Source organism: uncultured Rothia sp., from assembly GCF_963507905.1.
In the GTDB taxonomy this organism is placed as follows: Bacteria; Actinomycetota; Actinomycetes; order Actinomycetales; family Micrococcaceae; genus Rothia.
Window position 1 is genome coordinate 136,054 of record NZ_CAUOUU010000002.1, and the last position, 21,789, is coordinate 157,842.

Here is a 21,789-nt window from a genome sequence, read left to right on the forward strand (position 1 = left end):
TGGTGCGCGGTGCGGTGCCGCCCCTTTTTGCGCTTTGCCGCTTCTTTTTGCGCTTGTCGGGTGGGGCGGCGAACCAAGCTGATATGTGGCGTTGACTTGCGCTTTCTTTGTGGTTTCTTGCGGCGCGTTGCCGTCATATGCCGATGTGAAAGCGTCCGCCGCCGTCATAAAAGACGCGCTTCGTCATATGCCCGGTAAGTCCGTCCATTTGGGGCGCGTAATTCTTGGTTCCGGGGTGAACTCCGGTAGCCTTAGAGAAGGAGAAAATTCGAGTATTTCATACCGTTTTCTCACTCAAGCTAGGGTGCCCACCACCCGCCGGTGCCCCTCCTGAGAAATCACCGCAGACATCAGGTCGTTGCCCCTTCTGCGCCGATTTCACCACGCCGATCGAAAGGGAATCTTCGTGGCCACAGACGTCATTGTGCCTCCCGAACAGCCCAACGCCAGCATGCGATGCTCTTTCTGCAAGAAGACTCGCGCGCAGGTCTTTAAGATTGTGCTCGGCCCGAACGTTTCGATCTGCGACGAGTGCGTGGAGCTATGCGAAGAGATCCTCGCTGAAGAGCGTCTGAAGGTGAAAGCCCCCGCCGCTGCGCCCGCGCCTCAGCTGGCTACTCCGCGCGAAATTTACAGCTACCTCAACGACTACGTCATCGGTCAGGACGCGGCGAAGCGCACCCTGGCGGTGGCGGTGTACAACCACTACAAGCGCATCCACGATATTGATAACCCGGTGTTGACCTCCCGCATTCTTTCGGCGACCGCGGGGGAGCAGGTGGAGCTGGGTAAGTCGAATATTCTGATGCTCGGCCCGACCGGCTGCGGTAAAACCTACCTGGCGGCAACCCTGGCGAAGAAGCTGGATGTGCCCTTCGCCCTGGTCGACGCAACCACCCTCACCGAGGCGGGTTACGTGGGTGACGACGTGGAGAACATTCTGTTGCGCCTCATCAACGCTGCTGACGGCGATATCGCCAAGGCTCAGCGCGGCATCATCTACATTGACGAGATCGACAAGATTGCCCGCAAGGGTGGCGAGAACCTCTCCATCACCCGCGATGTGTCCGGTGAGGGCGTGCAGCAGGCGCTACTGAAGATTATTGAGGGCACCGTGGCGACCGTACCCCCGGAGGGCGGCCGCAAGCACCCAGCGCACGCGAACATTGAGATTGATACCTCGAACATTCTCTTTATCGTGGCTGGTGCCTTCGACAATATTGACGACCGCATCGCGGCCCGCGTGGGTGCCGGCGGTATCGGTTTCGGTGCCGAACTGGGCAGTTCCGTGAAGAACCCGCTCGACCAGATCATGCCCGAGGACCTGGCGCACTACGGCATCATCCCCGAGCTGATTGGCCGCCTGCCGGTCATCTCGACCCTGAGCGAGCTCAACGAAGAAGAGCTGGCTCGCGTGCTGACCGAACCGAAGAACGCGCTGCTCAAGCAGTACCGTCATCTCTTCGCCCTGGACGGTGTGGAACTGATTATCGACGACGCGGCAATCGCGGCTATTGCGCGCCTCGCCGCCGAGCGCGGTACCGGCGCCCGCGGCCTGCGCTCCATGATGGAGCAGATTCTGCAGCCGATTATGTTCGACATCCCGGACCGCACCGACGTGGTGTCTATCGTCATCGGTGAGGACACCGTGCTCAACGGCACGGAGCCCCGCTACGTGCTGCAGGCGCCCGACCCTGAAGCCGAGACCACCCGCACCGCCAAGGGGGAGGCGAAGACCGCCTCCCTGAAGGCCGCGAAAGCTGACCGTCAGGCGGCATAACCGCATACTTCCAGCCGACAGGCTAGGGAATAAAGAAGCCGTCGCCCCGGTTATACGGGGTGACGGCTCACTAGCAGGTACCGCTCGCTGGCGTGTGCTGAAGAGCGTGTACCGAAGAATAAGCGCCGGCTCATAGAAGCGGCTGGCGCAACCGTATGAGAGAGGAACACTCATGACTGAGAACGCACCCGCACAGATTGATTTCTGGTTCGACCCGATCTGCCCCTGGTGCTGGATTACCTCCCGCTGGATTGGCGAGGTGCAGAAGGTCCGCAACGTTGAGGTGACCTGGCGTCCCTTCTCCCTGTCCATGCACAACCAGGGCCGCGACCTGCCCGCCGACTACCAGGCAGTGATGGACCGGTCCTGGGCGCCGACCCGCCTCATTACCGCTGTGCGCGAGTTGCACGGTAACGAGGTCATCAAGCCCCTCTACGACGCTCTGGGTGAGCAGATTCACCACAACAAGAACAAGGCTGATTCCTACCGCGACGCAATCGTCAAGGCGCTGGAGGAGGTAAACCTGCCCGCTGAGCTGGTGGACGTCGCCTTCACCGACCAGTACGATGAGCAGATGCGCGCCTCCCTGGACCTGGCGCTGGAGACCGTGGGCGGCACCGACGTGGGTGTTCCGCTGATTTCCATTAACGGCACCGCTTTCTTCGGCCCGGTCATCTCCCCGAGCCCCGCCGGTGAAGAGGCTGGTAAGCTCTTCGACGGCGCCCTGGCGCTGGCTTCCTACCCCGGCTTCTTTGAGCTCAAGCGTCCCCGTAACGTGGGCCCGATTTTCCACGGCGAAAACGGCGAAGCCTAAGAACCCTGCAATGTGCTGAGATTCCTGCAATGCGCGCAGGCTTGGTAGAGTCTGCGGTCGTAGAGCAAAAAGTACCGCCCGGTCATGTACTGACTGGGCGGTACTTTTTTATTCACTATGTTGCGCTGAAACGTGCAATCTACGCGCGGTGAGGGTTGCTTGCAGAGGTAGCCTTGCGTGCCTTCTGCGCATTGTGCGTCTTCTGTGCCTTCAGCGCTTTCTGTGCTTTCTGAGCCTTGCGCTGTGCCCTGTGCTCCAGAACCTTCGGGTGCGTTGCACGCTGCACGATCTTCGTATCGCGCATGTGGAAGGTGCGGGTTGCCGTGTACTGGACCGCCGCATCCGAGGTGAACGCCAGCATCGCAAACACCGCAACGCCCAGCTGGAAGAAAATCGTGGACAGCGGCAGGGACTGGTGGCCCCACAGCACACCACCGGTAATCGCCGCGAAGTTCAGCGCCGTCAACAGCAGAGCCAGGCGACGAGCCTTCGACGAGCCGCGCAACGTGCTCCACAGCAGGAACAGGTGCACCGCCGAATAAATTGCTACAAAACCCACCAGCACGGTGCCGGTAATGGTGAGTAGCACGTTGCTATCCACCTGATCGAAGAGGTCCAGCAGCTCAATGTCGTTGCCGGAGCCTTCCTCCAGCAGCTTGGCGCGAAGTGCCGGGCGGCTGAGCGCCAAAATGACGCTGTTGACAATGTCGGCGAGGGTCACAGCGATGAGCATACCCGAACCAACCAGCAGGCTCAGCGGCATGCGGTACGCCAGGTCGTGCGCACTGGAGAGGTGAATTTCTTCCTGCTCCTGCGGCTCCAGGCCCTCATTGTTCAGGACGATGACCGGGAGTGCGCCGTCCGTGCGGATCGCGTCGCCGCCACCGTTACGGGCGTGGTAGCCGGAGGAGAAATCGTGCAGAATCTCAACGTGAGTTTCCGGGTGGGCGTACTGAATGGACTCCACAATGTAGTCGCGTTCAAAGTCGGTTTCAGCGTCAATGCGGTGCGTGACCTGCAGAGTGAAGAAACTGAAACCCACACCGGAGTCGTACGTGCCCGCCGCCAACCAATCCACCTGGTGACCGCCCGGCAGAAGCCATCCGTCCGGGGTTTTCCAGAAGCGCACGTGGTGGCGCTTCTCGGGGTTGCCGTCCACTTCCTTCTGGTAGGCGAAAGCCTGCGTCTTACCAAAAATTTTCAGCGGGGAGACGGGCGCCTCCGCGTAGGAGCGGCGGGTGATGGTGGAGAGAATAATCTTCCAGGAAGAGACGAGGGTGACGTTGTCAGCGCGGGTCCAGCCTGCGTCCTGCATGACCTGGTGAATCTGCTCCTCGGTACCAATCAGACCGATATTGACCGGGTCGCCGAGCAGGCCGTCCGGGGTGCGGGTGCGCCCAATAAAGTAGTCGGGCACGTAGATGCGGGTCATGATCGCGTGAAAACGCGGTAGCGTCAGGTACGCGGTGACCGCCCAGAAAATGAAGGCAATGGGGAAACCCCAGAAAGAATGGCCAACCGTATTCGCCAGAATCATGAAGGTCAGCACGAGGGCCGCGATGCCGGCGAAGATAAAGAAGAGAGTGTCCCAGAAATCAACCCAGAAGCTACGCGGCACGAGGTCCTGCGCCGCGCCGCGCGTATCAATATCGCCACGGTAGACCGGTGGCGAGGTGACTGGGGGAGCAACATCGCTACGTATAGGCCGTAGGACGCGTTTTTGGTGGGACATTCCCGCCCTTTCTGAAACATAGTTAGGCTCTTTGAATATCACATAACTATAGCAAGGGGCGGGTTGCCAGATGCGTCCGTTCCGGCAGGGCTTAATCGCTTGGCTCGATAGCCCCGCCGCGGAATCACGGGTCGCTTCAATGCGCGGAGCGTGAGCTGAAAATGCGTTGAAATGATGCGACGAAAAAGAGAGAAACAGGGGGAGTGCTAACCCTATTCGTACCTTCCCAGAGCAGGGAAGGGGAGCACAGGGATGTACTGTGCGGGGATTCCCAGCAGCGGGAATTCCTATTCGGGGAGGGGCTTAGCCTCAACCGCGGCGCGTGCCGCAGCAATAGAGCTTTCGTGGTGCAGCATATCGCGGCTTTCACGCATGAGGCGCACCCACTTGCGGGTCAGGTCCTCAAGCTGCTGGGCGGTCAAAGAACCGGAGGCGATGCTCGCCTCATCGGCGGCGGCACTGGTGGAGATGTGGTGATGCCAGAGTTCGTACACTTCGTTGGTGTAGCTGGCACGTAGCGCCTGGGCATGTTCGCGTGCCTGGCTGATGTATTCGTTCAGGCTTGCGCGGTAGTGCTGAAGCTGATCGGGGGAAATGTTTGCTTGCGCTCCTGGCGGTGAGCTGACTGAGCTCTGCCTCGCATGAGGCTCTTGCGGTAATCCGGAAGATGAAGAGTGTGAATTCATAGTAATTATGGGTGCGCCTACTTTGGCGCGGGTCAGTGTCAGGGCGCATCGCTGCACCTGACGGGTGGTTTCTGTCGTGCGGTTGGTCGGGGTATGTCTTGCTCGTACCGGTGATTTGTCTGTTGCTGAAGTTGAATAGAGGGTTGTTCCTGCTGGTAAAACCCTCGCATCAACAATCATACATAAGTGACAGTCAATCTCATAAGGTTGATTATGCTCTTTGCACATTGATGAACAGAAAAAGGGATTGGAAATCCCACATAATCCCTACAGGACAGCAGACTAAAACCCACATTATTGAGGGAGGTGGTTGTGAAGGTTCTCCCGGATGGGCGCAGGCACCCACGGGTGCCGAATATGTAAAGCCTCTAGTCAGAGTCGTAAAAGCGCCCTGCAAAGCACCGCGCGCAGTCGAGCATCATGCTTTCCGAATATCTTGCCTGCAGAAACCAACGAACCGCAGGCACAGAAAACGGGGCGGTACCGTTAACCAGTACCGCCCCGTTATCAACACCAAAGTGGCGTCATAAAATCAAGCGATAAACGCTCAAGTGCGATTACTCAGACGCGATTACTCAGCTGCTTCTTCCACAACGAGCACAACATCGCGAACCTCCAGCTCGCCCTCAGCTGCCACCAGGGACAGCTCACGAGCGTTACCGGCAGCCTTCAGGTCAGCCAAGCCAGCGGCAATGCGATCCAGCTGAGCCTGAGGAGCCGCAATAGTAGCGGACTCAACCTCGGTGCGCTGCTTAACCTTCGCGTCGCTCTTAGCCTTACGCAGGCCGCCCAGAGCCTCAGCAACATCCGGCAGGATCTGCTTCAGCGACTCAATCTGAGCCGGGTCAGCGTCCGCCAGGACCCACTGAGCAGAGATGCCAGCAGTCGGGTTCTGTGCGGAGTACTCAGCCAGCAGGGTACCCTCCAGGATGGGCAGTGCCTGCGGCCACTCGGCGCGGTGTACGCTACCTGCACGCCACCAGGACCAAATCTCTTCGGTCACGAACGGCAGGAAGGGCGCGAACAGACGCAGCAGGGCATCCAGGGTGGTTGCCAGCGCGGCAAGAACGGAAGCCTGCTCCTCCTCACCGCGAGCACCGTACGCACGGTCCTTAATCAGCTCGACGAAGTCGTCGGTGAAGGACCAGAAGAAGCTCTCGCAAATCTGCAGGGCACGAGCGTACTCGTACTTCTCGAACGCAGCGGTTGCCTCTTCAATCAGGTACGCCAGGCGAGCCAGCAGGGAGCGGTCCAGGGCATTGATGAGCACGCGGCCCTGAGCCTGAGAAGTAATCACGGACTTCTCGGTAGCGCCCAGGTTCAGCACGAACTTGGATGCGTTCAGCAGCTTAATCGCAAGGCGGCGGCCAATCTTCATCTGACCCTCGTCGTAGGCGGTGTCAGCACCCAGGCGAGCGGAAGCCGCCCAGTAGCGCACAGCGTCCGAACCGTACTTCTCCAGAACCTCGTTGGGGACCACAACATTGCCCTTGGACTTGGACATCTTCTTGCGGTCCGGGTCCAGAATCCAGCCGGAGAGCGCGGTGTTGTACCACGGCACGGAGGACGCCAGGGTCTCCGCGCGAACAGCGGTGGAGAACAGCCAGGTACGGATAATGTCGTGACCCTGCGGACGCAGATCCATGGGGAAGGTCTTCGCGTGCAGCTCCGGGTCCACGCCCCAACCGGTCGCAATCTGCGGGGTCAGGGAGGAGGTAGCCCAGGTGTCCAGAACGTCCGGGTCGGCGATGAAGCCGCCCGCTACGCCGCGCTGATCCTCGGTGTAACCGGGAGCAGCCTGCGATGCGGGATCAACCGGCAACATGTCCTCAGAAGGCAGAATCGGGTTCTCGTAGTCCGGCTCGCCCTCAGCGTCCAGCGGGTACCAGACGGGGAAGGGAACGCCGAAGAAGCGCTGGCGAGAAATCAGCCAGTCGCCATTCAGACCCTCAACCCAGTTCTCGTAGCGGCTACGCATGAAGGAGGGGTACCAGTTCATCTCACGGCCGCGCTCGATGAGCTTCTCGCGGCGTGCAGCGTCACGGCCACCGTTGCGGATGTACCACTGACGGGAAGCAACGATTTCGAGGGGCTTGTCACCCTTCTCGTAGAACTTCACGGGGTGGGTAATCGGCTTGGGGTCGCCGTCCATTTCGCCAGCCTCAACCAGCATTTCCACGACGGTCTTCTGTGCGGTGAAGACGGTGGTGCCCGCCATGCGTTCGTAGCGCTCACGGCCCTCGGCGGAGGTGATCCACTCGGGGGTTTCGCGGGAGAAGCGGCCGTCGCGGCCGATGAGGGCGCGGGTGTCCAGCTGCAGTTCACGCCACCAGGTGACGTCGGTGGTGTCACCGAAGGTACAAATCATGGCGATACCGGCACCCTTGTCGGGCTGTGCCAGCGGGTGCGCCTTAATTTCGACCTCAACGCCGAACAGCGGGGAGGTGACGGTGGTGCCGAACAGCGGCTTGTAACGCTCGTCGTCGGGGTGCGCCACGAGAGCCACACAGGAGGGAAGCAGCTCGGGGCGGGTGGTCTCAATCCAGACCTTCTCGCCGTTGGGGCGGTGGAAGCTGATGCGGTGGTACGCGCCGGGGCGTTCCTTATCTTCCAGCTCAGCCTGTGCCACTGCGGTGCGGAAGGTGACGTCCCACATGGTCGGTGCTTCTGCCATGTAGGCGTTGCCTGCTTCCAGGTCCTTCAGGAAGGCGAGCTGGGAGACCTTACGGGAGTGCGCGTCGATGGTGCGGTAGGTGCGCGACCAGTCAACGGACAGACCCAGGGTGGTGAAGAGGTTTTCGAAGACCTTCTCGTCTTCAACCGCGAGCTCTTCACAGAGTTCAATGAAGTTGTTGCGGGAGATACGCGGCCACTTTGCCTGGCTGCGGTCGGGCTTGGGGGTGCCGTCTGCCTTCCAGGTGATCAGGTCACGGAAGGAGTCGTTGTCTGCCACGGAGGGGTCGCAGAGAACGCCGTAGTAGTTCTGAACGCGGCGTTCGGTGGGCAGGCCGTTGTCGTCCCAGCCGAGGGGGTAGAACACGTTCTTGCCGGTCATGCGCTGGTAGCGTGCAATGACGTCGGTCTGGGTGTAGGAGAACATGTGACCCACGTGCAGGGAGCCGGATGCGGTCGGCGGCGGGGTGTCAATGGAGTAGACCTGTTCGCGAGTGGTGTTCTCGTCGAATGCGTAGGTCTTCTCGTCGGCCCAGCGCTGCGAGAGCTTCTCTTCGAGGCCTTCGAGGGCGGGGCGGTCGGGAACGTTAATCTGTACGGGCGAGTCTGAGCCCAAAATGTTTTCAGCCATAACGGCTATTTTCTCATATTCACGGCATTCTCTCAGCTCCAGGGGAATTCTGCGCTGTACCGCGCTGTTCGTACTGGTCGATGGCGGCTTCTAGACGTGCCAGGAGGGGCCGGTACCTGCGCGTGAACTGTGCCCGACGTGCCGCTGCGCGGACCCCGGTGGCGTGGGCGAGTTCCTGCCAGCTGGCGGGGTCGAGGTAGCTCTGCCCGAGCAGCAGGTGAACTTCGGAACTATAGGGGGTTCCGGTAGTGGCGCGGATGCTGCGCGCACGCTGCTGGAGGGAGCGCCTCTGCTCCTGGAGGGTAATGATGCGGTAGTTTTTGGTGTTCATGGGGTGACTTGGATGGGCTGCAACTGGGGTGTTGCGTGCTCGTTCTGGAAGGGGAGAGGTGTATTTCTGCCGGGCTGGTCGTCAGCTTCGGTGCCGCCTGAGCGGCAAGGATAACCAGGCAACCTGCGCCGGGTGAGTATTTGAAGTGTAGGCGCGAAGAACACTCCACCTCAACACACCGCCTCAACAGCCCGCGAATCCTTCTCAGGGACGCTGGGGCGGCGTAGACTGAAAGTACACGACCTTTGAGGAGCAGCCAATGAGTTCTCTTAGTATCTTCGGTTTGGGCACGACGGAAACCGTGATTCTGATTCTTCACGTGATGCTGGTTGCGTTGTGCATCTGGCATTTGACGGTGCGTAGCGGTTACGGCGAGGCGCGTATGCGTTTCGTGCTACCGGTGATTGCGTTCATGCCCGGTGCGGCGATTCTGTACATGATGTCGGCTCGTGAGGGCACGGTCCCCCCGGACACGACGAAGACCGGCAGTAGCTCGCCGGTGTATTTTGAGCACCGCCTCGGCTACCGCGATGGTGGTAGGAGCCGTTGGGGTCTGCCGCGCCGCCGCAGGTAGTAGCCTGACGGGGGTGCCGGGTGGTTGTGGCGCCGGCGCCTATCTCACTATCGAAAATTTCAAAATATATGCCCGCGAGTCTGCTCGAACAGAGCACCCGCGGGCATCACTCTACTAGGATTAAAGTATGACTGAGAACACCCACATTCCTGCATCTCCTTTCCTGCCTCATACCGGCGTCGGCAAGGTTGCCGTGGTGACCGGCGCATCCAGCGGTATTGGTCGCGCTACCGTGCAGCAGCTCGTGGCGAGCGGCTGGACCGTCTACGCCCTGGCGCGCCGTACCGACCGCCTCTACACCCTCTACGCGGAGACCGGTGCTCACCCGGTGACCTGCGACGTGACCGACGAGCACTCCGTCCGCTTTGTTGCCGAGCAGATTCTGGAAGAGCAAGGCACCATTGACGCCCTGGTCAATATTGCCGGCGGCGCTATCGGCGTGGATAAGGTCGCAGACGGTAAGACCGTCGACTACCTGAAGATGTACCAGATGAACGTGCTCGGTATTCTGCACATGGTGCGCGCCTTCGCGGAGGCTCTGCGCCTGAACGGTCACGGCACAATCCTGAACCTGACCTCCACCGCTGCCGAGCACGGCTACGAAGGCGGCGCCGGATACAATGCGGCGAAGTTCGGCGCTCGCGGCCTGACCGAGGCGCTCCGTCTGGAAGAGGCAGAGAATAATATTCGCGTGATTGAGGTTTGCCCGGGCATGGTGCACACCGAGGAGTTCTCTCTGAACCGCCTGGGTTCCAAGGAAGCCGCCGAGCGCGTCTACGCGGGCGTTGAAAAGCCGCTGACTGCTGAGGATGTGGCGCAGACGGTGACTTTTGCGCTGAATGTTCCGCACCACGTGAACCTGGACCGCATCACGATTCGCCCGGTGGCTCAGCCGAGCCAGTTCAAGGTGATCCGCAAGGAGAGCTAAACTCGCGGCACGCCGTGACGCTTGATCCTCAGTGAGGCTTTGGTAGCCCCGCCTGCATCCGCGTGAGTTGGATACGGGCGGGGCTTTTCTCTGTGTTCCCAGAATGTATATAGAGGGCATATATGAAGGTGCTTGAGGGGTGTTGAGAGGTGGGGGAGAGGCATAAAGGGGAACTTGAGGGAAATATAAAGTGGTACGTGAGACTTTAAGGTTCACTAAGATGAAAATGGTGGGTTAAAAATACCCATGGAACACCCTATATTTTCTTCAAATGTAATCAAAAGATAGGGTTATATGTCCTCGTGTGTCAGTAGATGGGCGCAAAATCCCCGAATTGGTCTGCATTAAACCTCAACTTAAGGGGTGGTTTTATAACGATTTCATTACAGTTATGCAAAGGTGACGGTAAGCGGGTTAAACATCCAGGGGCAAATGCTAGCCTTTTAGCAGTCACACCCATGTATGGGCCTACTGCACCTTCAAAGACGGGGGCGCACCACGGTAGGTTCAACACCGATAATCAGAGATCGAGGAAAAATGTCGAAGACTACCCGTCGCGTTTACAAGATCGCAGCAGCGGCAGCCTTTACTGCTGGTTCTGTGGCAGCAATCCCGGCAACTTTCGCGGCAGAAGCACCCGCTGATCAGCAGCAGCAGGTTGTCGACCAGAAGGCAACCGCTCAGACTTCTTCCCTGCCTGGCGGCAACGCAACCGAGACCCCCAAGGCTGAAGCTCCTAAGACCGAGGCTCCTAAGGCTGAGGCTCCTAAGGCAGAGACCCCCAAGGCTGAAGCACCTAAGACCGAGGCTCCGAAGGCTGAGGCTACCGAGGCTCCTAAGGCGGAAGCACCTAAGACTGAGGCTACCGAGGCACCTAAGACCGAGGCTCCCAAGGCTGAAACCCCCAAGGCTGAAGCTCCTAAGGCTGAGGCAACTGAAGCACCTAAGGCTGAAGCTCCTAAGGCTGAAGCTCCTAAGGCTGAAACCCCCAAGGCTGAGACTCCTAAGGCTGAGGCCCCTGCTCCTGCAACCCCCGAGCCCACTACCCCCTCCACCCCGGCTCCCGAGGCGAAGCAGGCTAACCCCTTCGTCTCCATCGAGAACGCACGCTTCTCCGGTGATGCGCAGTTTAACACCGTGAGCGTTGTTGGTACCGGCTTCTACGGCGAGAAGGTCGGCCCCGGCGTTCAGGTCAGCATCTACGCGCTGGATGAGAACCAGCAGATTACCGGCGACGTCATTACCACCGTGTCCGTGTCTGCGGACCAGATTCAGGATGGCTCCTTCAAGACTTCCTTCACTGTCGAGGCAAGCAAGCTGCCCGCCGGCGCTTCTTACGCCCTGGTTGCTGTAAGCAACCCGCAGGCTGCTCAGGCTGACCAGAAGCTCGTGGCTCTCTCCTCCTTCAAGGTCACCGAGACCACCTCTACTGAGGCTCCGAAGACCGAGGAGACCCCCGCTCCTGAGGCTCCCAAGACCGAGACCCCGGCACCCGTAACCCCGGCGCCGGAAACCCCGAAGGCTGATGAGACCCCGGCACCCGAGGCTCCCAAGACTGAGGCTCCCAAGGAAGAAACTCCTGCTCCGGAAGCCCCCAAGGCTGAGACTCCGGCCCCCGAGGCACCTAAGGCTGACGAGACTCCCGCTCCCGCAGCACCCGAGAACGCAACCCTCACCACCGAGGACGCTTCCCTGGATCCGAACGACCAGTACAACGTTCTGACCTTCAACGGCTCCGGCTTCACCCACGAGTCTGTTGCTAACGGCGTGCAGATTGCAATCTTCCGCCTGGATGCAAACGGCAACATCACCGGTGACGCTCTGGCAACCCACGATATTCCTGCTTCTGAAATCGTGAACGGCACCTTCCGCGTCAAGGTCAGCGTTCTTGCAGAACTGCTGCAGCCCGGTTACGCCTACGCAATGGTGGCAACCAGCGACCCGAACGGCCTGGTACACCAGGTTGCAGTCACCACCGCTACCGTGAGCGATGCGAACAACCCCGCACCGACCCTGCCGGCAGCTACCGAGGACGATAACACCACCGTTCGCGATAACGGCGACGGCACCACCAGCGTCTTCACCGCTGAAATGCGCGAAGATGGTTCGGTTGTTGTAACCGAGACCCGCATGCCCACTTCTCAGGCACCCAAGGCTAAGGTTGGCAACGCATCCGCTGCTACCTCTTCGAAGGGCCACGGTCTGAGCACCTCCGGTACCAAGGGTTCGACCTCGACCTCTTCGTCGGCTTCTTCTTCCTCTTCGAAGCAGCAGCTGGCGCACACTGGCGCTGAGGGTGTTGCGGGTATCGCAGGCGTTGGCGCCGCAGCTCTGATTGCTGGTGCCGCACTGATGCTCCTGCGCCGCCGCAGCCTCTAATAGCTCAGGCTCTATAGCCAGGCTCTGAAAATCTGATGCTCACCGCACGGTGAGTGCGGCAAGTGCCGTCAATACTCTGAAAAGGGTATTGGCGGCACTTTTGCGTGTTAGCAGTTTTGAAATGGAGGCGGGTGGCAAAGCGTGTGCGGCAAGCAGGGGGGCGCGGGTGTTCTCTTTCGTGGTGGAGGCGCGGGGCGGTGTGACGGAATGATTCTGCTGGCTTATTTGGCGCGCAATTATTGGTACGCATGCTTGTAATCAATGCGCATGTAAAAGGGGTGTGACCTGCGATTTTTTCACTTAAAAGAAATAAATTAAATGCATGAATGTGCAGAATATTTTTATCTCAAATCCATTAAAACTGCATATGCATGCAATAAAACCTTGAGCTTCAAGGGAGAGTTGAAAAATTTTACCTAGTCCATGCAGTTTGAGTGCTCTTGATGCTGTTCTGGAGGGTAAAAAATATGCCGTGTGGGTTATTGCACAGGAAAATAGTTAGGACGTAAAGCGTCTTTACAGCAATAACAAGAAAAGTATTGTTAGTGTGGAATTACCGATAAATAGAGCGATTCCCTTCGCGGTAACTTCCACCAATACATGAACGTTATGACTAGTCCGTACGTTATAGCGGTCAATCCCGAAGAGACACCCGTCCAACTTCGATCCGTGGCCCCTCCGGAGGGTATCGTTCACACTCACAGAAAAGGTGTGTTCCATGCCCGAACCCGCTCACTCAAAAACCCGAGCAACAGCCGCTATTGCTGCTTCCGTCCTGTCCGTCACCGGTGTTGGTGCTGCGCACGCAGATGTGCAGGTGCAGAATACCGGTGGAATGACTTCACCGACTGCGGTGGAATCCGACAATCCTCCCTCCGTGGCAAACGCAACCCCCGTTGAAAACGTTGCTACCCAGAACTCCCCGCAGGTGTATGTCGAGCAGGGCGTCGTCATTAACCCGGCACGTTCCCAGAGCATCACCGTCACCGGTGAAGGCTTCACCGGCGGTGCCGTTGAGCGTTACGGTGTGGCGGTGTACGTGAGCGAATACCGCCAGTATCCCCTCTACGCACTGGGTCGCGGCTCCGCAGTGACGATGACCCTCGTGCCCGAACTCGATGTGGACGGTGGCCGCTTCAGCACCCAGTTGACCCTGCCTGCAGGTATCCTCGACCCCAACCAGCAGTACGTCGTCGCAACTGCCGTGGTCGACCCCGGTAAGGGCTATGCGACCGAGGACCCCTCCTATAACTCCTCCGCACCGCTGGAAGTGCTGCCCGCCGACACCCAGGATGAGCCGCTCAATGCTCAGATTCTTTCGGGGCAGCTGGAAATCCCGCAGGATAAGAACCTTGTCGTCTACAAGGTCACCGGTCTGGGTGAGGCGCAGGCTTTCGAAGTCATGACCTACGCCTACGCCCTGGATAGCCAGGGTAACCGCATTCTGCTCGCTGCCTCTCCCGCGCGCGCCGACGTTATGAACGGCACCCTCCTGGATGGCATTGAAGTGCCCGGATCCAGGCTGGAAGAAGTGCAGGCTGTTCACGAAGACCTGCGCTATGTGCTGAGCGTTGAGGTTGCACCCTCGGCCGCTAATGGTTACACCGCCCAGGAAGTTGAGGTTCCTTTCATGAATGGTTGGAATGTACAGCACGGCTCCGCTCCGGTTGCCACCGCCGAGCGCGCAATGGCGGAGCAGGCGCAGTTTGAGAAGAAGCAGTTCCAAGAGGACGCGCAGCCCGAGCAGGTTGCCCAGGCTACCCCGAGTGCGCAGTCTGAGCAGGCTGCCTCGAGCACGCAGTCTGCTCAGGCAGTTGCCGCGAGCCCCGTCGAGCAGTTCGACCACGTACTGCCCGAGGACGACCCGCGCCGCCACTACAGCCTGCCGCGCAACACCGTCTTTGACCGCGTCCACGACACCACCGAAGAACAGACCAACAACACCGCTAACCCCGTGATGACCGCCCGCCTGCATGTAGAAGAAACCGTAGTTCCCGAAAACGACTCCGAGAAGACTCTGACCGTGCGTGGTGAGGGCTTCGCCGGCGTCGGCTCGGTGCACCTGATGGTTAGTGCTGTCGACGAATACGGCGTGGCAACCGGCGGCATGATCGCCTCGGCTGATGTCTCTGAGATTGACGCATCCGGCGCATTTAGTGCTCAGGTGCAGATTCCCGGCTCGGCGCTCAAGCCCGGCACCACCTACCGCGTGAGCGCTGTGGCGGAGGATGAGCAGGGCACCGTGCGCATGGTCAACGGTGGCTTCACTGTTGAGCGCGATAGCGTGGACAATGCGCCCGCAACCCCTGAGCAGGATGCACCTGCGACTGAGGCTCCCGCAGCTGATACCTCGGCACCTTCTGAGTCTGCTGCTTCGGAGCCTGCTCCCGTGGCTGATCAGGCTTCCACTGCCGAGCAGAAGGCGGGGGAGGGCAGCGCCGAGCAGAAGAATGAGGCTCCGGTTGCCACCCAGAACGCCTCCCAGAACGCCCCTGTTCAGAACGCTTCCGCACAGAAGGGCGATGCTCAGAAGGTTGAGGCGCAGGCGTCTGGCTCCCAGAAGGTTGGCGCTGCTACCCAGCCGAAGCGCGAGCAGCTGGCGGCTACCGGCGCCTCCAATATGCTGGTCATTAGTGCCGCTGGATCGCTGTCACTGCTTGCCGGTATGCGTTTGAGCCGTCGTCGCCGTAGTGAGATGCAGCTCAGTTCTCGCCGCTAAAACAGGTCAATTATTGCCCCACTAGGCAAAACATACACATAGATGTAGGGATGTCCGAAATGCAAGATTCGGGCATCCCTACATCTTTAACTTTTTCTAAGGTTATACCTATAATTTAGAGTGCTGTCATAGACGGTACTATCACTCTTTAGCTCCTCGTTCACCCGAGGTAGGAGTCGCTGTGAAGCGCCTCCGGTCACCGATATCAGAGAACCGTTATTCTGCGCCTACTTCCGACCTTTGGGCGCAGGAGTCACATGACGATTCATCACACTCACTCACGAAAATAGGTGACCATGTTTTCCACGCAGCGTTCCTGCCGCGGCGCGGCGCTAGTAGCGTCTGCCGCCCTCGGTTTGGGCGGCTCCGTCGCGCCTGCAACTCTGGCCCCCGCCACCTTCGCATCTGCCGCTCACGCGCAGACTCAGCAGTCTCCGAAGCCTGAACTTCCCATCGCTGTTGCCACCGATGTGGTCAGCCACAACATTACCCTGGACTTGGTTGCTCAGAGCAAGGACTACACCCTGCTCTCGTTGACCGGCGTAACCTCTTTGGAGAACCTGAAGGTTCGCCTGGTCGCTATTTCCGTTGACGACGGTCCCGTGGCCGCGATGACTGTTCCCGCCTCCCAGATGACTGCCTCCCTGAACGATGAGGGTGCGCTGGAGGTCAGTATTCACCAGCGCCTGAACGTTGAGCAGCCGTACATGATCGAAATTGAGAATCTAAGCAACGGCGAGACTGTCTCCGTTGAGTTTATGCCTGAGCATGGTGTAACAGCCGATGAGATTATGGCTAGCCGCCAGAACATTTTCTTCCCCGATACCCCCGGTGTTCCCCGCGTTAACCGTGTGGAGGCGAACCCCGCCCCCGAGGTGTCCCTGAGCCCCAGCGCATCCCCGAGTGTCGCGAAGGATAGCCCGCGTCCGACGGTTGCCCCGGCACCTTCTGAGGCCCCGTCTGCATCGCAGAGCGTTTCGGCGCGTCCTTCTGCGAGTGCATCCGCTAGCGCCTCGGTGAATGCGTCCGCGAGCCCTTCCGAATCGGCGTCCAATGACACGGCACCTGCCGAGGTGACCGAGGACCGCCTGCTGGTGCACTCCCGCTCTGATCGGGCTCCCGCGGAGACCCGCGAGGCGACCTTGGAAATCTCTACCGCAGAGTTGCGCGGTTCGGATGAACTGCAGCCGATTAGCGTGCGCGCCAGGAATGTGGCGGAGAGCAGCCTCGGCTATGACGTGATGGTCTTTGAAATGCCCGTCGATGGTGGTGCCGTGGGTTCGCCGTTGGCGACCACGCATGTGAGCCCTCAGCAGGTGACTGATGCTTCTTTCTCTGCTGATTTGAAGGTTCCCGGCACCTCGTTGAATGCGGGTAAGCGCTACCGTGTGGTTGTGGTGGGTGGTGACTCCACTGAAGAGTTGCAGCTCATGGCGACCAGTGCTTTTGGTGTGAGCGTGATTCAGCGTGCTGTTCCTGTGGACCCGGCTCCGAAGCCTACGAATACTGTTGTTCGCCCGCTGGTCCCGGTGATTTCTGAGGCGAATCAGCGTGTGAGCCCTTCGGTTCCTTCGGGTCGTGTGGACTCTTCAGATACCTCTGCAGACGCTCAGGGTCTGGCGACTGATTCTGTTGCTAAGATTCCGTCGGTGGATGGCGCTCTGGGCTACATTGTGCAGGCGCAGCAGTCTGCGCGTGCGATTACCGCGCAGGCTCGTAGTGCTGTGGCTGAGACTGCGGTGGTTCCTTCGACGATGGTGATGTCTGGTTATGCGGTGATGCTACCGGGTCGTACCGTGGTGAACCTGCTGGGTTACCAGTCCCCTGAGGGAGAGACGGTGACTGTTGCTTCTCCGCAGGAGAATGTGGGTGCCGCCGGTTCGGGTAGTTTCTATACGCGTAGCTCGAAGTCGCGCGGTGATTCTTCCGGTTCGAAGCTGGAGGCGAGCGCTCAGGATAACGGCCCGCTGCCGGAGGGTACCTTGCCGCTGAGTATTGCTCTGCTGGGATCGGTTGCCTTTGTGGGTACTGCTGTGGCGGTTAACGTGTATCGTCGCCGCCTTGAGGGTGCTGAGGAGCTGGGTACTGAGTAGGTCAGCTATTTGCTGCTCCGCGCTGTGAAGCGTGGCTCTCTGTAGGGGAGCGGCTGATGGGAGGCGTTCTATCGGACGCGTGCCGTGTGGGTGCGTGTTTGGTGGGGCGCCTTCTGTGTGCCCGAGTGTTGGCTCTGTTATACAGCGGCTCAGTTCTATAGTGGCACTGTTATACAGTGGCACTGTTGCGCCTTGGGGCGGTGTAAAAATTTCTTTTTAGTGCACTGCTGGGAATATTTTATGGCATTCGAATTTTGCGTTATTTATATCTCAGTAAAGTATTTAATTCCCTTTTATTTCGGCAATTATTGCAACATAAAGTTTTAGCACATGAATGCAATGCAACATTAAGTGCAATATCCGTGTTAGGCTAGGGTGTAACCGACGTACTGGTGCGCAAATACTTGGATAGAAACACCGGCTTGTGGTGAGCCTTCCCTAGTCCACGCTTTGCGCCTACATCGATCGAAATGGCGCACATGACTATCACTCGACTTCCGAAACGCATTCATGCTCTTTCGCTTGCAGCCGCTTTAGGTGCAAGCGCTTTTGTGCTTCCTGGCGCCTCCGCAGTAGAGGCTGAAGCAATTAACGTGAATGATTGCCTGACGGCTCTGGTTAATAGCGAATTTAATTCGAGCTGCCCCTACGAAGACCTCGAAATTGAGGTCGACACCATTGAGATTCAGATTCAGTCCATCAAGGACGGTCAGGCAACCATTAAGCTCGTGCCCCTCTATGAGGGCGGCTACGTGGGCGATGCCTCTAGGGTGTACCTGGTAATGCAGTACTACGACGCCACTGGCACGTTCCTTGGGTCTGACACTTACGAGCCGTCTGCCCTGCAGGTTGAGCGTGCTGATGACGGCTCGATGCTCGTCACCTTTGAGCTGCCGCAGATGCCCCAGGAAGGCTACTACTCCATTAGTGCCATGGATTTGGTGACCTCCGACGCGGGTTACGGCGAATTCATGATTTCTGGAGGCTCCCTCGCACCGCACACTATTCCCGTTGAAGATGACTCTGACGAGGTTATGGTGGATAAGGTGGATAAGAAGGAGAGTGCCCACCATGTGCCGACCATTGATGAGCTGAAGGCGCTGGAAAAGCTCCGTGAAGAGGAGCAGAAGAACCAGCAGGCTGCAGATCAGAAGGGTAGCAAGGATAGGGTCAAGGTGGAGATTCCCTCTGATTCTTCTGAGCAGCCGAACCTTGAAACCCACACTCAGAAGCTGGACCAGGTCCCCGGCGGATCGACCTCTTCTCGTGATACTCAGACCCTGAGCGTTTCGGAACTGAAGGTTGCGTACGCTGAGGTGCGCTCTGATAAGGAAACCAAGCCGGTGACCATCAGCGCAGAGCGCCTGCCCGCAAACGCGGCTGGCTACGACCTGATCGTGGTTGAAACCGATATGAGCGGCAACCACAAGGGCGATGCGCTGTCCATTACGCACATCAGCTCTAATCGCATCGTCAATGGCGCGTTCAAGGAAGAGATTGGTATGCCCGGTTCTCTATTGAAGACCGGCTCGGTGTACACCGCTTACCTAGTCCATGCGGACGATACTGAGTACGCGGAAGAAGTTGTCTCGGTGCGATTCAAAGTCAGCGGCGAGGCGACCGGTAGCGCAACCTCCTCGACGAAGGATGAGATGCCCAGCCAGGATGCCAACGCATCGCTCACGCCCAGCACTAATGCGGCAGAGTCGACCGGCGCTACTCAGGGTAGCTCCTCCTCGGCTGCTAGCTCCGTCTCGACCCGCTCTGATGCAACCCAGTCGGGCTCAGGCCAGTCTGCCACGAGTGCGCCCCGCTCCACCCTGGATGCGGTGAGCGCCATGTCCAAGGCAAAGGAAGCGAAGGCGGAGCGTCAGCGTCAGGCCCTGCTGGCTTTGGCTCAGGCACGTACGATAAGTCCGCGTTCGGCTTTTGAGCCGACCCATACTAACCAGATTTCGGCGTATAGCTCGGGTTCTGACCCGGCGTCGATTGCTGTTGCTGCGAACATGGATGCTCTGACGGATAAAGAAAAAGCGGCGTCGGCAGCTTCTGGTAGTGGCAATTCTGGTACTGGCAATAAGGGTTTCACTCCCGTGGTTCACTCCGAGTCTAATACTCGTTCCGCGACGGTGAACTCGAACGTCACCCAGGTGCACTCCAATGCGAATGCTGATCGTCAGGATGGTGTGAAGGCTGTAGCTTCCGCGGCATCTCCTGCTGGTGAAGAGGTCGCGCAGCACGGTGTAGCTTTCTGGGTTCTTGGAGGTGCTGGCTTGATGCTGGTGGTTGGTGCCGCATGGATGGCTCACCGCAGGGGAGTCCTCGGCGGCTAATATTCCTCATCAGTGCTTTTTGACGGCTCTGTATATGATGTTCTTTGTTTCATGAGGAATGTTCGCCCCCGCTATCTGTAGACGCAGATAGCGGGGGTAATTCGTATGTTCAGGGTGTTCAAAAAAACTCTACCCTCGCATGAATAAACCTTAAGGTTCGTGATAGGGTTGACATAACCGATAAATAGATGCGAGCTATTGTCAGGTCTTCGCCACCTGAAATACGAAGCGGAGCGTGGTACGACGAGTCCGGGCGCATGACGCTCCCGAAGGGCTCCCCGCGGCACGTGAAGAACGAGCAGTAGTGCGCACAATTCCACCACGAAAAGACGCATTGCATGAGTATTTATTCAGCGAAGCACCGTATTGTCACCGCAACCATTTTGGTTGCGGGGCTTCAGTGTGGGCTTGTTGTACCCTCCGTCGCAGCGGAAGCCCCCGTCACGACGCACTCTGCCATGCTAAAACCCTCCGCATTGAACGCGGACCAGGCTGAAGACAACCAGAAGGCGCAGAGCGCAGCCTCCACAATCACCATGAAAGCGCAGCTTAGGGATGGCGGCTACCTTTTACGTTGGACGGGCTTCCCCGAAGACCTGGAGGCCTCCAGTGTTCTGGCTGACGTGAACTTCTACACCCCTTCCGGTGAGTATGGTGGCTCCGTGCTGGAAAGCCCGACCCTAACTGAGGGGACCAAGGAGGGGGAGTTTCGCCTCCTGATGAGCCCGGCAACGGACTCTAACGTCGTGTACGTCATTGTTCTGGAAGATACCGTGCACGGCGTCTCTTACGAATTCTTTGTGACCGAGCGGGACAACCGCCTGGTTGAGGCCGCTGACCCGCGCAACGGTAAGGCAAAGCCCACCGAACCGCCGGTCGACATTGAGCGCGAAGAAGCCGAAACTGCCGAGGCGACTCCTCAACCGACCCCTGAAACCGTAAACCTGCCTTCGCCCACCGTGACATCATCCACCGATGCGTCGCCCACCGATACGAACGGTGACACGGTTCGCCGTACCGTAGACAACCGGAAGAACAAAGATTCTGGTCAGTATGTTATCTCCGAAGACACCAGTATGCATGACCCGATGAATCAGCGCGAGGGTAAGGCGCACATGTCCATTCAGGACTCGCAGGGTAACTCTCAGGATGACACAAAGCCCGTCACGGTCCGTGCCACGAACTTCCCTCAGAACGAGAAGGGTTACGACCTGATCGTCATGGAAATCGACTCCAATGGCAACACTGTGGGTGATGCGCTCGCCATCGTGCATGTGGGTCCGGAATCCATTTCTGCCGGTGCTTTCGAGGCTGTGATTGGCGTGCCCGGTGCGTCCTTGCAGATTGGCAAGACGTACCTGGTGGCAGCATTTGACGCCGCCAATGATGGCAACCTTCAGCTGAATACGGTTCGTTTTACGGTGACTCAGGCTTCTGTCGAGAATGGTGGCTCGTCGTCTGATTCTTCCTCTAAGAACGAGAGTGAATCGGCTGCGGAACCTTCTGCGAATCCTACGATTACCACTGATTCTGCAGGTGCATCTGGCGCGAGCACACCCGCCGCAGGATCTAGGTCTAAGACCCGCGGTATTCAGGCTGATACCGCCATGGCTCCGGGCACTAAGGACGCCACGATTTCTGTTCCGCGCCCCTCGGGTGGTTCTGTTACCGAGTCTTCCTCGGCTCTGGGGTACCGCACTGAGGAGGCGCAGCCTGTTCAGGTGCCGACCCCCGACTCTAATCTGCCTTCGGGTGTTGACTCGGCGGCGCAGTCTCGCCGTGCCGCGATTCTGAATGGTTCTTCCTCTCAGGTTCGTACTGAGCACGGGTCGCCGGATGGTGTGAAGGCAACGGAGGCGCAGATTACCCGCAATACGAGTAAGAGCTCGCCTCTTCTACCGATTTTGGTAACTTTGGGTGGCGGCCTGATTCTTGGTGCCCTGGGTGTGTCGCGTGTGCACGCTCCGAAGAAGGATTAGTTGCGTAGATTAGTTGCGTAGGGGCTGGGGGAGTGGTGGCCCCCGGTGCTTGTTCCCTGGTGCTTGGGCGGCGTGCTGGCGTGGGTTAGTTGTATCCCCGTCAGTGTGCGGTGAGGTGTTTTGTCATAAAACGGTTC

At 58.9% G+C, this 21,789-nt stretch carries 13 protein-coding genes; 9 read left to right on the forward strand and 4 right to left on the reverse strand.

All coding sequences use genetic code 11. The features are described 5' to 3' along the window. Positions 1-406 precede the first annotated feature (406 nt). Positions 407-1,780: an ATP-dependent Clp protease ATP-binding subunit ClpX gene (clpX, locus tag RQ593_RS02050; protein WP_311449672.1), complete on the forward strand. Its 1,374-nt coding sequence runs from the start codon at positions 407-409 to the stop codon at positions 1,778-1,780. 172 nt (positions 1,781-1,952) lie between these two features. Next, positions 1,953-2,594 (forward strand): DsbA family protein, encoded by a 642-nt coding sequence (locus RQ593_RS02055; RefSeq protein ID WP_311449673.1) that lies wholly within the window; start codon positions 1,953-1,955, stop codon positions 2,592-2,594. Positions 2,595-2,733: 139 nt separating this feature from the next. Here RQ593_RS02055 and RQ593_RS02060 read toward each other — a convergent pair whose 3' ends face one another. From RQ593_RS02060 to RQ593_RS02075, 4 genes are all read right to left on the reverse strand, one after another. Further along, complete coding sequence (locus RQ593_RS02060; protein ID WP_311449674.1) at positions 2,734-4,326, reverse strand: LssY C-terminal domain-containing protein; 1,593 nt, start codon at positions 4,324-4,326, stop codon at positions 2,734-2,736. Between the two features lie 287 nt (positions 4,327-4,613). Next, on the reverse strand, positions 4,614-5,012 hold the full coding sequence (locus tag RQ593_RS02065; protein WP_311449675.1) for a hypothetical protein: 399 nt from the start codon (positions 5,010-5,012) through the stop codon (positions 4,614-4,616). Positions 5,013-5,583: 571 nt separating this feature from the next. Then, complete coding sequence (gene valS, locus RQ593_RS02070; RefSeq protein ID WP_296548416.1) at positions 5,584-8,316, reverse strand: valine--tRNA ligase; 2,733 nt, start codon at positions 8,314-8,316, stop codon at positions 5,584-5,586. A gap of 19 nt (positions 8,317-8,335) precedes the next feature. Further along, on the reverse strand, positions 8,336-8,647 hold the full coding sequence (locus tag RQ593_RS02075) for a hypothetical protein (RefSeq protein ID WP_294645826.1): 312 nt from the start codon (positions 8,645-8,647) through the stop codon (positions 8,336-8,338). Positions 8,648-8,906: 259 nt separating this feature from the next. On the opposite strand from RQ593_RS02075, the gene RQ593_RS02080 reads away from it, so the two are divergent. The 7 genes from RQ593_RS02080 (at position 8,907) to RQ593_RS02110 (ending at position 21,652) form a co-directional block, all read left to right on the forward strand. Next, positions 8,907-9,221, forward strand: coding sequence for a penicillin-binding protein (locus RQ593_RS02080; protein ID WP_294645824.1), 315 nt, complete (start codon positions 8,907-8,909; stop codon positions 9,219-9,221). A 127-nt stretch (positions 9,222-9,348) separates the two neighbouring features. After that, positions 9,349-10,149, forward strand: a complete 801-nt coding sequence (locus tag RQ593_RS02085) for an SDR family oxidoreductase (RefSeq protein ID WP_294645822.1) — start codon at positions 9,349-9,351, stop codon at positions 10,147-10,149. Between the two features lie 537 nt (positions 10,150-10,686). Then, positions 10,687-12,528: an LPXTG cell wall anchor domain-containing protein gene (locus RQ593_RS02090; RefSeq protein ID WP_311449676.1), complete on the forward strand. Its 1,842-nt coding sequence runs from the start codon at positions 10,687-10,689 to the stop codon at positions 12,526-12,528. A gap of 718 nt (positions 12,529-13,246) precedes the next feature. After that, a complete protein-coding gene (locus tag RQ593_RS02095) occupies positions 13,247-15,247 on the forward strand; it encodes an adhesin (RefSeq protein WP_311449677.1) in 2,001 nt (666 codons plus the stop codon). Between the two features lie 296 nt (positions 15,248-15,543). Beyond that, entirely contained in the window at positions 15,544-17,340 is a 1,797-nt protein-coding gene (locus RQ593_RS02100) for a propanediol dehydratase (RefSeq protein ID WP_311449678.1), read from the forward strand. A 479-nt stretch (positions 17,341-17,819) separates the two neighbouring features. Continuing rightward, positions 17,820-19,673 carry a hypothetical protein gene (locus RQ593_RS02105; RefSeq protein WP_311449679.1) on the forward strand — a complete coding sequence of 618 codons (1,854 nt, stop codon included), beginning with the start codon at positions 17,820-17,822 and terminating at the stop codon, positions 19,671-19,673. Between the two features lie 338 nt (positions 19,674-20,011). Beyond that, positions 20,012-21,652, forward strand: a complete 1,641-nt coding sequence (locus RQ593_RS02110; RefSeq protein WP_311449680.1) for an enoyl-CoA hydratase — start codon at positions 20,012-20,014, stop codon at positions 21,650-21,652. The last annotated feature ends 137 nt before the right edge of the window (positions 21,653-21,789 follow it).

Excerpts from the sequence above, each read along its gene's own strand:
- RQ593_RS02105 (WP_311449679.1), top strand. The coding sequence starts at position 17,820 with ATGACTATCACTCGACTTCCGAAACGCATTCATGCTCTTTCGCTTGCA.
- RQ593_RS02095 (WP_311449677.1), top strand. The coding sequence starts at position 13,247 with ATGCCCGAACCCGCTCACTCAAAAACCCGAGCAACAGCCGCTATTGCT.
- RQ593_RS02090 (WP_311449676.1), top strand. The coding sequence starts at position 10,687 with ATGTCGAAGACTACCCGTCGCGTTTACAAGATCGCAGCAGCGGCAGCC.
- RQ593_RS02080 (WP_294645824.1), top strand. The coding sequence starts at position 8,907 with ATGAGTTCTCTTAGTATCTTCGGTTTGGGCACGACGGAAACCGTGATT.
- valS (WP_296548416.1), bottom strand. The coding sequence starts at position 8,316 with ATGGCTGAAAACATTTTGGGCTCAGACTCGCCCGTACAGATTAACGTT.
- RQ593_RS02085 (WP_294645822.1), top strand. The coding sequence starts at position 9,349 with ATGACTGAGAACACCCACATTCCTGCATCTCCTTTCCTGCCTCATACC.
- RQ593_RS02075 (WP_294645826.1), bottom strand. The coding sequence starts at position 8,647 with ATGAACACCAAAAACTACCGCATCATTACCCTCCAGGAGCAGAGGCGC.
- RQ593_RS02055 (WP_311449673.1), top strand. The coding sequence starts at position 1,953 with ATGACTGAGAACGCACCCGCACAGATTGATTTCTGGTTCGACCCGATC.
- RQ593_RS02110 (WP_311449680.1), top strand. The coding sequence starts at position 20,012 with ATGAGTATTTATTCAGCGAAGCACCGTATTGTCACCGCAACCATTTTG.
- RQ593_RS02060 (WP_311449674.1), bottom strand. The coding sequence starts at position 4,326 with ATGTCCCACCAAAAACGCGTCCTACGGCCTATACGTAGCGATGTTGCT.
- RQ593_RS02100 (WP_311449678.1), top strand. The coding sequence starts at position 15,544 with ATGTTTTCCACGCAGCGTTCCTGCCGCGGCGCGGCGCTAGTAGCGTCT.
- RQ593_RS02065 (WP_311449675.1), bottom strand. The coding sequence starts at position 5,012 with ATGAATTCACACTCTTCATCTTCCGGATTACCGCAAGAGCCTCATGCG.